Genomic DNA, 16,448 nt, shown 5'->3' with positions numbered 1-16,448 from the left:
CTGCCCTATCTCGTAGTGATGACCGAAACTGTAGACGCAGCGGAGCGGGAAAACGACGGTGAGCAGACACAAGAGTCGTCCGTCCGGCTCACCGTTCCAGAGATGGACTGCCCCTCCTGTGCGCAGAAAGTAGACAAGAGTCTCCAGCGCGTTGATGGGGTCACTGATACCACCCTGCAACCCACGACAGGCACGGCCACGGTGGCCTATGATCCTAACCGTGCCGCCGAGGCCGACGTGGTTGCGGCCATCGAGGGTGCGGGCTATGAAGTCATTGGCGGCGAAGACGGTCCTGATGAAGAATCCGCCGATGACATGGAAATTGCACCTCCGGCGGAAATTTGGACGAGTTCGCGCGCGATCAAGACGTGGATCGGAGCGGCGTTCGTCGTGCTCGGTCTCCTCTTTGAGTTCGTCCTTGCCAGCCAGAATCCTGAGGTGGCGACCCTTCTCGGCTATTCACTCACGCTCGCGGATGGACTGTTCCTAGTCGCAATCGCCGTCAGCGGGTATCCTGTCGTTCGCGGCGGGTACTACTCCGCACGCAATCGGAGCCTCGATATCGACCTCCTGATGGGGACAGCGATCATCGCCGCCACCGGCATCGGCTACTTCGTTGAAGCCGCGACGCTGGCTGTATTGTTCAGCATCGCAGAACTGCTTGAAGACTATGCGATGGACAGAGCACGCAACTCGCTGCGTGAGCTGATGGAGCTTTCACCGGATGAGGCTACGGTCCGCCGGGATGGCGACGAGGTGACCGTGCCAGCTGAAGACGTGGAAATGGGTGAGACCGTTGTTGTCCGTCCCGGCGAGAAGATTCCGCTTGACGGCTCGGTCATTGAGGGAGAGAGCGCGGTCGACCAGTCACCGATCACTGGGGAGAGCGTTCCTGTCGACAAATCCCCGGGCGAAGAAGTGTACGCTGGAAGCATCAATCAAGAAGGCTATCTCGAAGTGGAGGCTACCTCGATAGCGGGCGATTCGACGCTCTCGCAGATCATTGAGATGGTGCAGGGCGCTCAGGAGAAGAAAACCGAACAGGAACAGTTCGTCGACCGATTCTCGGGCTACTACACGCCCGCAGTCGTCGTGCTGGCGATCCTCACGGCAGCGGTGCCGCCACTCGCGCTCGGGTGGCCGTGGCAGACGTGGTTCATTCGTGGACTGACCCTGCTCGTCATCGCGTGTCCATGCGCATTCGTCATCTCGACGCCCGTCTCGGTCGTTTCCGGGATTACGAGTGCTGCGAAAAACGGCGTGCTGATCAAGGGCGGCAACCACCTCGAAGCGATGGGTGAGGTTGACGCTGTTGCGCTGGACAAGACTGGGACGCTCACGAAGGGTGAACTCACTGTCACCGACATCGTCCCACTTGGAGAGCACAGCGAGACGGATGTACTTCGATATGGCGCAGGATTGGAACAGCGCAGTGAACATCCGATTGCCGAGGCGATCCTCACTCGTGCGGACGAGGCTGATGTCACTGATCTCCCCGTTCCGTCTGATTTCGAGAGCTTGACTGGAAAAGGCATCCAAGCCGAAATCGGCGGTGAGACATACTATGCAGGCAAGCCAGCACTATTCGAGGAACTCGGCTTTGACCTTTCGCAAGCTCGCAGCGTGACCGATGGAGGGACCGTCTCGGAAGGTATCTCTCGGGACCCTCCTTCGGAGCAGGAAGAATTCATTGACTATGTGTTCGGAGAACTCCAGCGAGACGGTCGAACAGTCGTCCTCGTTGGAACAAACGCGGAGTTGGTAGGCGGTATTGCAATCGCCGACGAAGTACGCTCGACCTCGCAGCGTGCGGTCGAGCGTCTGCATGAACGCGGTGTCGGCCATGTAGTGATGCTGACGGGCGATAACGAGGGAACTGCACGGGCCATCGGCGAGCAGGTCGGCGTCGACGAGTACCGCGCTGAACTGCTGCCCGATCAAAAGGTGGAGGCTATCGAGAAATTGCAGGCCGAACACGGGATGGTTGCGATGGTCGGCGACGGAATCAACGACGCACCCGCACTCGCCGCCGCTGATATCGGCATTGCGATGGGTGCAGCAGGGACGGACACAGCCCTCGAAACCGCTGATATCGCACTGATGGGCGACGACATTGGGAAACTGCCGTACCTATACAGACTGTCGCAGACGGCAAATGGGGTGATTCGGCAGAACATCTGGGCGAGTCTCGGTGCGAAGGCATTACTCGCTGTCGGTGTCCCGCTGGGATACGTGAGTGTTGCGCTCGCAGTCGTGGTGGGTGATATGGGGATGAGTCTGGGTGTGACGGGTAACGCGATGCGCCTCTCACGACTGAAGCCTGATTGATGCTTTTAGCGCGTGAACGATGATATTAGTGGCGACTCAGTTGGGTCGTTACTGGCTGTCCCTATAGAGAGAGTGAGGCAGCCATGCCTCACTTGATAAGAGGGCAAGAGACAGCGACAGAGGCCAATGCGAGATACAGCCTCTGTATCTTGCACGGCAGTTCTGACAGCTAGCGGGGAGATTGTCCGGTGGGAGTATGAGGACTTCTGCTAAACACTATATCAACGCTTGCGAATCCGCATCGGAAGCCCGTTTTTCGTTTGCGTCGTGATCTCCGGCTCGATCGTGATGTTCGTGTCTTCGCCCATCCAATCGAACTGATAATTCTGCCCGATCCTCGCGAGCACGAGGGTCGCCTCAAGCAGTGCAAAGTCCCGACCGATGCACGTTCGCCGACCACCGCCGAACGGAACGTAGGCGTACTCGTCGAGTTCTTCCTCGAAGTTGCCCGTCCACCGATCGGGACGAAACGACTTCGGTTCGTCGTAGTACCGTTCGTCTCGGTGAAGCGCGATCACCGAGAGATGCACCTGTTCGTCGCCCGGAATCCGATAGCCATCCACCTCGACCGGCTCGGTCGTCTGGCGGGGAATCGTGTGTACCGGCGGGTAAAGCCGGAGTGTCTCTTTCACGATCCGATTGGTGAGCTCTAGATCGTCGACGTTCTTAGGGCACGGAAGATCGCCGTCGAGCACGGTGTCGAGTTCGTCGTGGAACTCGCGGCGAATCTCGGGGTTGGTCGCAAGCGAAAACCAGGCGAACGCGAGTGCGGCGGCGGTCGTCTCGTAGCCCGCGAAGATCATCGTGAGCATCTGGTCCTCGACCTCATCTTTGCTCATGTGATCCTCACCGCTCGCCTCGCGTGCCTGTTGAAGCATCGCGATTAGGCCATTCGGTCGATCGTCGTCGGTCTGCTGGCTTCCATATGCTTGCTCGGCAAGCAGTCGATCGACCTCCGTTCTGAGTCGCTCCGAGGACTCGCTGAACTCCCTGCGAGCGGGGGTCGGCACCCACGGCGGCATGAGCCACGACGTCGGCGTGAACCACCGATTGAGTCCATCGGACGCTTCGCGAAGGTTCTCACCCTCCCCTGGTGAGAGCGTCCGCCCGAACAGGGTTGCAAACAAAATCTCGAGCGTGAGGTCCTGCATCTCGGATTCCATATCCCGAGTTTCGCCGTCTGGCCACGTTGAAAGCCGCTGTTCGGTCGCCTCGACCATGTACGGCGCGTACCCACTAATCCGATCACGCCCGAATAGCGGTTGCATGATCTCCCGCTGGCGACTCCACTGCTCGCCTTCCGTCGAGAGCAACCCGTTGCCGAAAACCCGCTGGAAATCGTCTGTCTTCCCGAATGAGTCTATATCAGTCACGAGAGCCCGTCTGAGGTGCTCCGGATGAGCCATCACATAGACGTCAGTTCCCGGCAATTCCATCCGATAGAGGTCGCCACATTCCTCTATTGCATTCTCGACAAAATGGAAGGGGCTGCGCGCGAATTGAGCCGCATGTCCGATAACAGGATACCCCTCCGGGGAAGGCACTGTAGACTTCTGAGGCATGATCGATTCACCACACACCACCCAAATAAAGGCAATCCTATCGCCCCAAATTTGTAACGAGTTTACTCGTTCGCAACTACGAGGAGAGGGTATTCGTCAATTGACGAAATATCGATGTATTTACCATATGGCCGTGCGCTTAAAGTCGGACGAGATGATTCGCAATAATGAATGCAAGCATACGACGTGACCCCAATCGGATGGTGAATCATGAGGCAGGCGAGAAACCCACTAACGAAAGAGGAACTGGTGATCCGAGACGTTATCAACGAGATCGTCGACACCGATCGTTACGATGTCCTCTATGCGGCCAAAAGACTACCTCAGCCCACGACTCGCAGCGAGATAGCCGACTATAGCAACGTCTCTCGACAAACGACGTCGAATCATATCGCGGTCCTGAACGACCGTGGCTTCGTCAAGTCCCACGAATCGGGTATCGAAATCACTGCTGGCGGAAAAGTGCTCGCCGAGTCCATCAAGGACAGCCTCGACCCCGTTGGACGCGACGAATTGGCGTATCTGAGTCGGTCGGAATACCCGATCAAAGCCCTTCTAACGATCTACGAGACGAACAGCCGAGCGTGTGATCTGGATTCCGCCATCTCTGGTTCGCCATCGCGATCAACCATCGGACGAGCCCTTGATTCCTTCGTCGAATACGGGTGGGTGGCCGAAGATTCGGACTCGCTCTCCTTAACGGCAGATGGCAAGGAGGCCCTGGTTGCCTACGATGAATTAGCGAGGGCAGTAGAACAGCTGATCGAGAAAGCCAACTGGCTACAGCGGCTCCCGCCGGAGGATGCAACGTTCCCGGTCCATGAACTCGAGGATGCGTACGTGATCGCTTCCGATACCGGGAAAAAGGCCAGGGCGCTCTGGAGAGCGCTTAGGCTCTGTGACTTGCGAACCAACCGGTTTCGGTGTGTCGTTTCGATCTACAATCCAGTGCTGTTTCATGCGTACCGGATGATGCTCGACATGGGTATTGAGGGCGAGTCTGTCATCGACTGGGAGACATTCAAGGATATTCGCAACGAACAAGAGACAGCCTTCGCGGCTGATGAATCCCTGTACGCCAACTATCAACCGCGCTACCTCGACTACTCCCACACCCTCGGGGTCGGCCTCTATGACGATCGAAAAGTAGCGGTCGGAGCCTACAATGAAGTCGGCGACGGTGGAGAAATCGCGATGATCGTTTCCTCGAACGACGCACTAATCGAATGGGGAACCGACCTCTACAAATCCTACCGGGCGGAATCCAAACACCCCTCCGAAGCGATCGGCGACGAAACCGATCAACTCGCCACCACTGCTGACTGATTGTGGATTGGTAGTTGGCAGTATCTCGAAACCACGAGAAATCGTTAGCAGCTGGGGTGAACTACTCCACCCTACTCCGTTCGCGCTTTCACGCTCGCTTCGTTGAGGGCGGGGCTTCCTGCTTCCAGGACGCGCTTTGCAGGAACCGGCGAAACGTCGGTTCCCGTAGGGAGCGCAGTCTCCACAGGCGTTCGTTCGGAGTGAACCACTCCTACGTCGGCAAGACCGCGAGAAAGGACGTTGACGGCAGCGTTCACGTCTCTGTCGGCTTCAAACCCACAGGCCGGGCACGAGTGTTCGCGGACCCACAGCGGCTTGTCCGTCTTGACGCCACACTGGGCACACTCTTTGGTCGTTCCCGCCGGTTCGACCGCAACGAAGTGTGTGCCTTCGCGCTCGCATTTGTACGCGAGCATCCGGCGGAACGTCGCCCATGCGGCGGACGCGATGTTGCGACTGTTCGACGGGCTTTCGAGCATCCCGCGAACGCTTAGGTCTTCGACCGCCACGAGGTCGTATTCCCGCGCGTAGTACGCCGACACGCGGTGGAGGAAGTCACGTCGTTTTCGCTTGATGTCGGCGTACCGTTGGGCGACGACTTTTCGCTGGCGTTCCCAGTTGTTCGATCCGTGTTCTTTCCGCGAGAGCTTCCGGCGTTCGCGGTCAAGACGGTTCCGTTCGTCGGACAGATCAAGCGACCCGAGCGCGAACCCATTGGTGTCGTGGGCGAACTTCAGGACGCCCACGTCGATGCCGACGCACCGCTCGGGATTGTCGGGCTTTGCGGGTGGTTCGCGGTCCACTTCGACGCCGAACGTGGCGAACCACTCGCCGGTAGGTTCTTGCTTCACCGTGACCTGTTTGAGGCGTCCGTCGTCGGGTATTTTGCGGTGGAGTTCGATAGGGATGTCACCGATTTTCGAGAGGTGGAGCACAGCGCGACCGCCCTTCTTGTCGAGCTTGAAGCCGCGCTGGCTGTAGGTGAACGACTGGTACTCTCGCGGCGGTTTCCAGTTGAGCGAACCGACGCGGTAGCCGTTCTCTTTCAATTGGGACAACCCTTCGAGGTTGTCGTAGAGACGTTCGAGCACGACCTGCAACGTGCGCGAATACACGTCGTTCAACTCGTCCCATCACTGCTTGAGGTCGGGTAGTTCCGACCGGAGCGTGGTCATGGCAGGTGTCTCCTCGTGCTGATTCAACCGAAACAGAAAATGATTGTACACTTGCCGACAAGTATCGACGGTCCACGATAACTGCTCGCGGTGAGCGGCAGTAGGCTTGAGTCGATACTTGTAAGCGTAGTACACAACATATCGACGTTAGGGCTGGCGATTAGTAATGATTCTGGTTTAATTTTGACGGAAGATGACGGGCGCTGTATCCTCTCCCTACCGCTCACCCCTTCGGGGTTCGCGCTTGAGGGAAGGGAATTAGCACCCTGCGAGGTTTGCTAATTCTCGCATACTGTGCTCGGTGGTAATTTGTTTAAAATTTACTCGTTCCATTCACTTTTACGGTGTCAACCCCGGCGGGAATAACCCTCTCTGTATCGAACTGATTTCCGCGAGAGGCCATGCACGGGCACCCAGCCACATACCTCGATTCGGCTGATGATTCCGAAAGTGAGTCCGGCGGACATACTACGCATACCGTAGCCGGCGGACCCGCCCAAGCGGTCTCTGGCATGACCTATCATGAACCAGAGCAAAAATCGCTACATCCGGGTAGTATGTAAAAACTCCCCGGACAGGCAAGAAAAGTGCCTAACCGCGATCCGTACGACTGAGAAATCGACTCAGAGAGGTGCCACATGAGCACGTCCATCACTCCGAGTAAACCCTCCGAGTATGACGATTATCGGAATCCTTCGATATTAGAAAGCGTGTTTCAGCGAGAGAGCACGATCATTGGCACGGCAGATCACTTCGATATTGCTCCGTCAACAGCTCGGAAGTGGCTTATACGATATGGATTCTATTCTCCGGAATCAGACGGGGTAAAAACCATCGCTCAGAGGCTAGCAAGCCTAGATCCAGATGATGTCAATCTTGATGGAGCTGATGATCAATGATATCTATCTCACAGAGTGAAAAAGTGAGGTTTCATAAATATGATTAACCAAACCTTTGACCACAGCCGGAATTGTCGTATTGCGACGTCTCCTGATGACGGTCCTCAGCCTAGTTGTCGGTTGAAGGAGACTGACTCTGAGTGGATTATTACAGATCCAGATGGTGCCCTCACCGAGTTCTACGACCTTTGTCAGTGGTGCTTCGCCGATACCGATCTCGATGAGGTGGATGAACTTCTTCGTAGCAGCCACCAGCACGGACGGTGTCTCCATCGGTCGGAAAATTCTCTGTCCATTAATGAATCTGAGAACCAAGATAACTCCGCAACGGGACCAAAATCAGTATGAAAGCTACGCTTTTTCCCCCTACTCAGGCGTATCCTCAAGAAAGGAGATTGATGGCTTCTACGTCTGCAACAACCAATACCGGAACCAATGGAAACGGTGGTGTGGGCTACAGAACCTCCGGAAACGGTGGTGTGTGCTACGGAACCTACGGAAACGATGGAGTACGGTTGCATCCCAGCCTCTGGAAATACACTCCTGACCTACAGAACCTCCGGAAACGGTGGTGTGGGCTACGGAACCTACGGAAACAATGGGGACCGGTTGCATCCCAACCTCTGGAAATACACCCCGACCTACGGAACCCACGGAAACGCCGGTCGAAGGCTTTTAGTAGCTGACCATGTACGACGCTACCAACGTACGGGAGAGAGAAATGCCATCTGCCTTTGACAATCTAACAGAAAGCGCGATATTTGCACAGCGTGATGCGCTAGCTGATGAGTATATTCCAACAGAGATTGTCGGCCGCGATGAGAAAAAAGAGGAGTACATTAACTCACTCCTGCCAGTTTACAAAGGGGAAAACCCCGATAACGTATTTCTCTATGGGCAAAACGGCGTGGGGAAAACCGCTGTCACTCACTGGGTTTTGAATCAACTCAGATCTTCTGAAAACCTACAAACTGAATTCCAAGCTCTCCACATCAATTGTGAAGGTATAAACACATCATATCAGCTCACGATTGAGCTCGCAAATCAGCTTATCCCAAATTCCGAAGATTATCTCCCTTCTACAGGTCATCCTGAAAGCAAAGTATACTCCGTCTTTTTCGAACAACTAGACGAGATTGGAGGCACAGCTCTCATAGTCCTGGATGAAATCGACCATGTGGCGAATATAGATACATTTCTCTACAAGACCACTCGAGCCGGTAGCTACGGTGATCTTAGTGAGACGAAGCTTGGATTGATTGGGATCAGCACAGATACAGCGTTTGGAGAAAATCTCTCCTCAGATGTCCGGTCGTCTCTTCGAGAGCGGGTTATAGAATTTCCCCCGTACGATGCTACGCAACTAGAAAAAGTTCTCAGTCAACGTGTCAAAACTGCGTTCTATGATGACGTCGTTACGGATGGTGCGATATCATACGCAGCTGCTATGGGTTCAAAGAATAGTGGCGATGCGCGAATGGTCTTAGATTTAGTTCGGATTGCTGGTGACTACGCTCGCGAACGAGGCAAGGATCACGTTACTGAGGAGCTTATCAAGGAAGCAATGGATGAGTACGAGACCCAACGGTCCTTGTCTGTCTTAGCCGATCTTCCCGAGAATATAAAAACCGTAGTCTATGCACTTGCCGTCTTGGAAGAGCGAGATCACGAAGAAATTACTTCGTCAATGCTCTATGAGCGGTATACTGACTTTACCCAGATTATCGGACAGGACCCTGTATCGGAACGTCGAGCACGAGACTACTACGGACGGTTAGATGAGTTGAATATTCTAGATTCTCAAGTTAAGCACGATTCTTCCGGTGGCCAGTACAAAGTACATTCATTGAACCACTCCACGACAGAGATACTTTCTGCCCTTAGTGACACTGTAGAGACTATTGGAGTACACAAGAGCGTTGAAGAAATGGTAGATCAGTAGCCTACTCGGAGAATTTCTATTGCGAGATCTGCTGGAGAGATCCTGATTGATTTGCATTCTCCCACACCACCGTTTCCGGAGGTTCCTGACGTGGGGTGTCGTTTCCGGAGGATGTGGAGATGAACAGAGAGATTCACCATACAGCGGTTGAATTGCACTGAATATCACACACACCCTCCACTGTTTCCGGAGGGTTTCAAACAAGAACCCTTCCCAAGTAAAGAGAGAGTCTCTTTACTTTCCTTTTATTCCCACTACGGGTTTGGTGAGCAACGTGGCGTATTAAGCGTTTCCATTCAAATGGGCACCGGATAGCTTTCCCACCTTCTTTGGGGTGAACCTGCGGAAACAATGGAGGGTGTGTGTGTGAATCCGACCAATCCCTACTCTGTCTTGCGTTTTCCTGGATTTGGAAGTGCGCCTCCGGAAATCTCACCCCACGTCAGGAACCTCCGGAAGCACTGGGGTGGGCTATGGAACCTCCGGAAACGGTGGTGTAGTCAAGTGCTGTGCTGCTCTTCATGCATGACAAGCTTATCCCTTTCTCAGACGGCGTGGGGCCGCTTTCCGCCGCTTGCCACGCTTCTTACCTAACACTCAGACGGGAATGTGCGTTCGGATGTTTGGTAAGAAAGTCCAGCGGCGCGGCGGCCCGCGGCGCGACCGCTGTCGGCACTCACTCTCCGTGGCTTCCGCTGCTCGCGATCGACCGCCGAGAATCAGCGACAGTCCGCTCGTTCGTGGTTCTACTCGTCTTCGGGGACGAACCCGATCGGTTCGCCCGAAATGTCGAGTCCGTCGTTTCTGGCGCGCTCGATCTCGCGAAGGAGGTACTGGCCGAGTCCCTCGCCTGAGCGCTCGTAGTTCGTCGTCATGGTCCGCCACTCGTTTTCGGGCTGCTCCTCCTGGGGGACCGGTCCACGGTAGGTGAGCCCTTCCTCCTCCATCCGATCGAGTGTCCGCGAAACACGCTCAGAGGCACCGCGATAGTCGGCGATCTGGCGGTCGATGTTCACGACACCGACGGCCTCGCCGTCCTCGTAGATCCGAATCCAGAGAGACGCATCCGCGATCATCTCTTCGTTCACTCGTTCGGCGTCCCGTTCCACCTCTGAGCTCATGGCTGTATCCTCCGGTCGCGACACGTTAAAGCGTTATTCCGGTCGTTTCGCATCACTCCTCACCTCCGGTCGCGATTCCAAGATCATCGAGAAACGCCCGAACGACGTCAGACGGCATGAACATCTGGCAGTACGTACTGATAGAGGTTCGAAATGGAGGGCGACGTCGACCTCCGAGGATTCCTCGGTATCTCTGAGGATGTCCGTCCGGGCTACGAGTCGATTACCTGTACGGTGTCCGTGGACGCTGACGCCACCGAAGACGAGCTTCAGGAGTTGCAAAACCACGTCGAAGCGACCTCACCGCTTGTGGACATGATCACGAACGAGGTCCCGCTTGAGACCCGCCTGATCACTAAATAGATCCTCTGAATCTTGCACGGCGCTTCTGACAGCAGTTGAGTGAGTCGGGAATGTCCCGTGCAAGATACCGGCGCGATTGCAGCAAATGGTGACTGCCACGTTACCGCGACCGAGGTGCATCGCAACCATCGGGGTGGGCTGGGAAGCAGGCGGTGGACACGCCACTCAATCTTCCCGAGGCCCTCGAATGTAGAGCCATCTGTCTCCACGCCGAAACGCTAAGCTCCTCGCCATCCTATATCTCATATGAATCCAGGTATCGACACTATCCAGTTCTTGGCCATGTCGGCCCACCGGGTCAGCGTCCTTGAGGCGTTGCGCGACGGACCGACCGATCGTCGAGAGCTGTGTGAAGCCTCCGGTGCCTCCTCGCCAACCATCGGACGGGTGCTCGCCGACTTCAGCGAGCGTCGATGGCTCGTCAGGGACGGCTCCACGTACGGACTGAGCCCCCTCGGTGAGTACGTCGCTGATCGGTTCCTAGCTCTCCGGGGCGCGATGGAGATCGAAGAGAAGCTCCGCGAAGTCTGGCAGTGGCTGCCGGTTGAGATGCCGGGTTTCTCTGTCGGCCTCTTTGCCGACGCGGTGGTCTCCTACCCTGGGCCAGGGTATCCCTACGAGCCTGTCGAGCGCCTCGGCCATCTCATCGGCTCGACCTCGTCGTTGCGCGGGTTCGACAACATCGTCTACAAGTCGAGTAACCTGGAGACGGCCTGCGGTGCGGTCCTCGAGGGAATGACGTTCGAGTACGTGTTCACACCCGAGGCCTTGGAAGGGACATTCGCCTGGAACCCGGACCGGATCATGGAAGTCGCCGACAGCGAGAACGCGACCATCCTCGTCCACGACCACCTCCCCGACGGCGACCGCTGTGGCCTCGGCATCGTGGACGACCGAGCCGGCATCTGCTGTCACGACGCCGACACCGGGGCACTCGTAGCTGTCATCGATACCGACGCCCCGGAGGCCCGCGAGTGGGCCATCTCGGTCTTCGAAGAGGTTCGTGCGGAGGCAACCCCGTTAGACTCCGCCGCCTTCGAATCTCGCACCCCTTCGTAACGCCACTGGCGACGATCGCCGCCATTGGACTGGCAAACCAATCAGCCGGGAGCCGCTGACGTAGCGGACCCCCGACTTGCCCGAGATTTCAGGGCGTGAATTCCTGCAGGCGGCATCATCACTTCCCTCGGGCGCGTACGGTTAGCCGAGGAAGGACACATGATCGAACGACACGACACCGTCGTCATCGGTGGCGGTCAGGCCGGACTGGTGACCGGGTACTACTTACAGCAACACGACGAGGACTTCGTCATCCTCGACGCGGGCGACCGCGTCGGCGACCCGTGGCGGGCCCGCTGGGACTCGCTCCGGGTGTTCACGCCAGCCCGCTACTCGCGCCTGCCGGGGATGACCTACCTGGGCTCACCGCACGCCTTCCCCACGAAGGACGAGGTGGCCGACTACCTCGAGACCTACGCCGAGCGGTTCGACCTGCCCGTCGAACTCGGCGTGCGCGTAGACGGGCTGGAACGGAGCAGCGATGGCTTTCTCGTGAGCGCCGGCGACAGGCAATTCGAGGCAGACAACGTCGTCGTGGCGATGGCGAGCTATCAGGTCCCGAAGGTCCCGGAGTTCGCGTCGGAGCTTTCCGACGATGTCGTCCAGTTGCACACGCGCGACTACCGCAACCCCGATCAACTCCAGGACGGGCCCGTACTCGTCGTCGGGGCGGGTAACTCCGGAGCTGAGATTGCCCTCGATGTTGCCACCGGACACGAAACGTGGCTGTCGGGCCGGGACGTCGGCCACGTGCCGTTCGACGTCGACTCGTGGTTCGGCCGTCACCTGGGGATCCCGTTCGTCATGCGGGTGCTCTTTCATAGGGTCCTCACGACGGGGACGCCCATCGGGCGGCGAAAGCGCTCACAGATGCTGTCCCAGGGCATCCAGCTAGTCCGGGTCAAACCACGTGACTTAGCCGCTGCTGGCGTCGAGCGGGTACCTCGCACGACCGGCGTTCGGGACGGTCGCCCAGTCGTGGGGGATGACGACGTCCTCGACGTCGCGAACGTCATCTGGTGCACTGGTTTCCGGCCGAACTTCTCGTGGATAGAACTCCCGATCTTCGACGGGAAGGGACAGCCCAAAGAGCCCGTCCACGTACGCGGCGTCGTCCCCGACCAGCCGGGCCTCTACTTTGTCGGCCTGTTCTTCCTGTACGCGGCGACATCGGGGCTTTTCACCGGCGTCGGCAGGGATGCGGAGTACGTCGTCGACCACCTGACGTCAAAGGGGCGCCACCACCAGCCGCGTCCGAGCTACACCGGATCAACGGACGGGCTTGCACAGCAGTCGTAGTCCAGTTCGACACCAACCCCGCATCCGAGAGAGACCAATCCCGCGTATGTCGCCAGCTCATACGGTCTAACCCATCCTAACCTGAAGGTGGATCCCCCCGGTTACCGATACACCCTCTGAATCGGTCAGGCAAGAACTGGCAGAGGTACGGTAGTTCTGAACGATAGCGCTGAATAGACCGCGCATCTTGCACGTTCCACGCTCATCCTTATCCCGCCAGTCCTCCGGCCCCTCGTGGGGCCGTGAGAGCAGCCTCGATGGATGACTAATCAAATTCGGAGAGATCGTCTTCGAAACGTCGAACCAAAGCCGCGACGAACGCGAACTTAAGTGTCATTGAAAGAGATGTTGCGACAGTCGCCCCACCGATATTCCGTCGATAGGCTGCATAGATAGCGTACAACGTTATCGGCACATTTGCGAGATTGAGTATGTTGAGTAAGCCAATGTCGGTCTCGTGGCTCCGCCAGTAGCGTTCAGCGAGGACGACTTTCGTCATCCAAGCATCCGTATTGTCAGGTACAGGAAACAATAGTGGATTGATGATTGTGAAAACAATTACTGCGAGGAGAAGCTTCCATCGACGACCGATGATGGCGTAAATCAATAGAGGGAGAGTCACCGTTCGTGACCACCCACTTTTTGGATTAGCGTGGCGCTTCCAGAAGTATTCATTAAGTACCGTCTGAGAGGTGGTTTCCATAATTGCCCCATCTATCATGCGTATTATTGTAGTTATGGGTGCACCACGGCCCTGACCCTGCCAGCAGCCACTCCCCTGCTTACAGGGTCAACCCGAGAGTAGGAAGGCAAGAGATACCGACAAAGGCCAGGTGCAAGATATAAGCTCTGTATCTTGCACGGTACTTCTGGCAACTGGCGGGGAGATTGTCTGGTGGGTGTATGAGGACCTCTGCTGAACACTATAGTCGATGCTTCTTTGCTGCTGGCTCCTGTAATCGAGGTAATCATATGGTTGACCTGCTCGAAGTACCGGCGGGCTACGACTACCACGCGCCGAAGATCGACGTACCACCGCGTGTGTTCTGGCTCAACCGGTTATTCCGGCTCACGCTGGCGCTGTTGTTCGCCGCGCTCGCGTGGTTCGCTCACGGAACGCCGAATCTCCAGCGGGTTGCGATTGCGATCATCACGCTACAGGACGCTAACCCGGCGCTCTACATCTTGATCGTCTGTTCGTCGCTCGGGATTTACCCGGTCCACGAGGCTCTCCACGGCCTCGGTGGGTATCTCTACGGCCTGAACGTCCGCTTTGGCTGGGACTGGTACTCGCTCTCGCCGTTCGTCACAACCTACGGGCGACCACAGACCCGATTTGAAACGGTGTTCGTCACGATCATGCCGTTTCTCTCGCTGACGTTGGTTCTGGTTCCGGCGGTCGTAGCGTTCTCCGGGCTTGCAGCGGCGGTATTTCTCCCAGCGTTGCTCATCAACACGCTCGGCTCGTCGAGCGACTTCAATACGGTCTGGAAAATGGCACACCTCCCGGCGGGCTCGCTGCTCGAAAACGATCGCGACGAGCGCACTGCCTACTACGTCCCATCGTAAAGAGCATCCTCGACGAGCTCGCTCACCGAACCTGCTCACGGTGCGACACCGGTAGGAGATGCCGCCCCATCTCCGGCACCCTCTCCCACTACTGTCTCGGTAGCATCCCCGACCTTTGCCGCCTCTTGCCCCGGTTGCACGGGTGTATTGGCCTCTGTTCCCGCTGACCGGGGCCACTGCCGCCCACTCGACACCCGCTGAAGCACCTCGATCGCCTGCTGTGAACACCGATTCAACGGCTGTTGACGCTGGTATCTGTGCTCTTTCTGTTCTCTGTTCTTACGGTGGTTTCCCTACCTCACCCGCTCTCTCTGCTCACGGCTCTCTACCGGGGCTCACCGCCACGGAGGTCTCTCGCTGCTCACTCACCCCTCTCATGATCTTTCCTCTCACTCCGCCTCTACCTGACCCGACTCGCTATTGCTTCTCTGTTGTTCTCTCCGATCCACCTGCTCGGTCCCTTCCCTGCTTCCACCTTCTTAGATGTTCTCGAAGGGTCGGATGCTACGGATGCCGTAGATGCTTTAGCTTCCTTGACTTCTCTAACCTCTACAGATTCTTTTACTGTTAGACCTGCTCTCCCGGCACAAGCATTCTAAGAAGCGACTCCACCTCTGACCGCTAACCCTTCTCTCACCACTCACCCTGCTTCTCGTGAGGGGATCATCCCCGGTGGTGGGAACTGCCCTCCCCGCTGGTGAGTCCTCTACCACCGGCACCCACCGGCACCCACCGGCACCATCCTCCCCCGCCGGTACACGGAGCACCTGCCCATCTTTCCCCTCCCTGCTCCCCCGGCTCCTGCACCCCTCCCCTCCCATCACCGGGTGAGCACCTGCCGACAGGCCACCCGGCGGTGGAGTGAGCTCACCCCGCTGCTCGACCGACAGACTCCCCCGCTGGCGGGCTCGATCTCGCTGCTCCCCTCCCCCGACAGACCGCCACCACCGCCGCGCGACAGACCGCCGCTGCTCACTCGACGTCGGCACGACAGACCGCCGTCGCCCCGCTATCCGCCGCCGCTGACGCCGCTGCACCGCACACTGGAATACCAGGCCAAGCTACGCTGCATCGCCTGTTTGAAATACAGATCTAGCATCGCGCCATCGCTCGCCTGAAATACCCACTGTCGAGGGCTGTTACCGCCATACTGGAATACCAGTTCAAGCTATGCTGTCTTCGCTCACCCACCTATTTACTGGCTGTTGCTGTCGCTGTCCTGGCCGCCCCACCACATACTCACCTATCGGCCTGTCGTAGCTGCTTCACTCCACCTGCCTGTCGCACCTATTCGTACTCGCTGTGAGCACCCTCTCCATAGTCACCTATCGTACCTAGTCTGACCCTCTGTCAGTAGGGGCAGCTATCGCACTTGTCGTAGCTGCCTCACCTGTGGCACCTATCCCACCTATCGCACCTATCTCATTTCTCGCTGACCCTTACCTATCGCACCTGTCGTCGCTGGCTGTCTCGAGATCGCAGATCATCCTGGTTCGCTGCTCGCAGTTGACCCACTCTCAGCACTATCTCACTTTTCTGGCAGATCATCACCTATCGCACCTATCGGAGTCACCTATCGCACCATAGTTACCTATCGGAGCTCGCTCTCAGCACCCTCACCTATCGGGCCTGTCGTAGTTGTCGCACCTCAGCTACCTGTTGTACCTATTTCGTCTACAGCAGTGCTCAGTCGCCCACCTATCGGGGTTTCATTCAAGGATTCTTACCATGCTTTCTCTCACCGCACTGACTGTATTTCCCCTCTCTCAGATCCAAATCTGAACTGGGGGGTATTCGGGTCTATT

The 16,448-nt window shown here is 57.2% G+C and carries 10 protein-coding genes and 2 pseudogenes; 7 read left to right on the top strand and 5 right to left on the bottom strand.

All coding sequences use genetic code 11. The features are described 5' to 3' along the window. The first annotated feature begins 18 nt into the window (after positions 1 to 18). Positions 19 to 2,328, top strand: coding sequence for a heavy metal translocating P-type ATPase (locus C449_RS13165; protein WP_006078526.1), 2,310 nt, complete (start codon positions 19 to 21; stop codon positions 2,326 to 2,328). A gap of 221 nt (positions 2,329 to 2,549) precedes the next feature. On the opposite strand, the gene C449_RS13160 is transcribed toward C449_RS13165, so the two are convergent. Then, the gene (locus C449_RS13160; RefSeq protein ID WP_049914202.1) at positions 2,550 to 3,890 is read right to left on the bottom strand and encodes a cytochrome P450; all 1,341 of its coding nucleotides are present in this window, start codon (positions 3,888 to 3,890) and stop codon (positions 2,550 to 2,552) included. A 210-nt stretch (positions 3,891 to 4,100) separates the two neighbouring features. Between C449_RS13160 and C449_RS18695 the strand changes: the two genes are divergently transcribed. Further along, complete coding sequence (locus C449_RS18695) at positions 4,101 to 5,216, top strand: MarR family winged helix-turn-helix transcriptional regulator (RefSeq protein WP_241430121.1); 1,116 nt, start codon at positions 4,101 to 4,103, stop codon at positions 5,214 to 5,216. A gap of 71 nt (positions 5,217 to 5,287) precedes the next feature. On the opposite strand, the pseudogene C449_RS13150 reads toward C449_RS18695, so the two are convergent. Further along, positions 5,288 to 6,526, bottom strand: a pseudogene (locus C449_RS13150) (RNA-guided endonuclease InsQ/TnpB family protein). 1,452 nt (positions 6,527 to 7,978) lie between these two features. Between C449_RS13150 and C449_RS13145 the strand changes: the two are divergent. Beyond that, positions 7,979 to 9,232 carry a Cdc6/Cdc18 family protein gene (locus tag C449_RS13145; RefSeq protein WP_006078523.1) on the top strand — a complete coding sequence of 418 codons (1,254 nt, stop codon included), beginning with the start codon at positions 7,979 to 7,981 and terminating at the stop codon, positions 9,230 to 9,232. A gap of 746 nt (positions 9,233 to 9,978) precedes the next feature. Here C449_RS13145 and C449_RS13140 read toward each other — a convergent pair. Continuing rightward, positions 9,979 to 10,353 (bottom strand): hypothetical protein, encoded by a 375-nt coding sequence (locus C449_RS13140; protein ID WP_006078522.1) that lies wholly within the window; start codon positions 10,351 to 10,353, stop codon positions 9,979 to 9,981. Between the two features lie 144 nt (positions 10,354 to 10,497). On the opposite strand from C449_RS13140, the pseudogene C449_RS13135 reads away from it, so the two are divergent. The 3 genes and pseudogenes from C449_RS13135 to C449_RS13125 all read left to right on the top strand — a co-directional run. Continuing rightward, a pseudogene (locus C449_RS13135) lies at positions 10,498 to 10,716 on the top strand (OsmC family protein); the annotation flags it as partial. A gap of 246 nt (positions 10,717 to 10,962) precedes the next feature. Next, on the top strand, positions 10,963 to 11,775 hold the full coding sequence (locus C449_RS13130; RefSeq protein ID WP_049914201.1) for a helix-turn-helix transcriptional regulator: 813 nt from the start codon (positions 10,963 to 10,965) through the stop codon (positions 11,773 to 11,775). 159 nt (positions 11,776 to 11,934) lie between these two features. Continuing rightward, entirely contained in the window at positions 11,935 to 13,074 is a 1,140-nt protein-coding gene (locus C449_RS13125; protein ID WP_006078519.1) for a flavin-containing monooxygenase, read from the top strand. A 265-nt stretch (positions 13,075 to 13,339) separates the two neighbouring features. Here the strand turns inward: C449_RS13125 and C449_RS13120 are convergent, their stop codons facing one another. Continuing rightward, positions 13,340 to 13,777 (bottom strand): DUF6653 family protein, encoded by a 438-nt coding sequence (locus C449_RS13120; RefSeq protein WP_049914249.1) that lies wholly within the window; start codon positions 13,775 to 13,777, stop codon positions 13,340 to 13,342. 269 nt (positions 13,778 to 14,046) lie between these two features. Between C449_RS13120 and C449_RS13115 the strand changes: the two genes are divergently transcribed. Beyond that, complete coding sequence (locus C449_RS13115) at positions 14,047 to 14,643, top strand: DUF3267 domain-containing protein (protein WP_006078517.1); 597 nt, start codon at positions 14,047 to 14,049, stop codon at positions 14,641 to 14,643. 820 nt (positions 14,644 to 15,463) lie between these two features. Here the strand turns inward: C449_RS13115 and C449_RS18535 are convergent. After that, positions 15,464 to 15,619: a hypothetical protein gene (locus tag C449_RS18535; protein WP_206536540.1), complete on the bottom strand. Its 156-nt coding sequence runs from the start codon at positions 15,617 to 15,619 to the stop codon at positions 15,464 to 15,466. Between the last annotated feature and the right edge of the window lie 829 nt (positions 15,620 to 16,448).

The sequence above is a fragment of the Halococcus saccharolyticus DSM 5350 genome, from assembly GCF_000336915.1.
Lineage (GTDB): Archaea > Halobacteriota > Halobacteria > Halobacteriales > Halococcaceae > Halococcus > Halococcus saccharolyticus.
The sequence above is the reverse complement of the archived record's forward strand: the minus strand, read 5'-3'. Positions and strand labels throughout refer to the sequence as shown.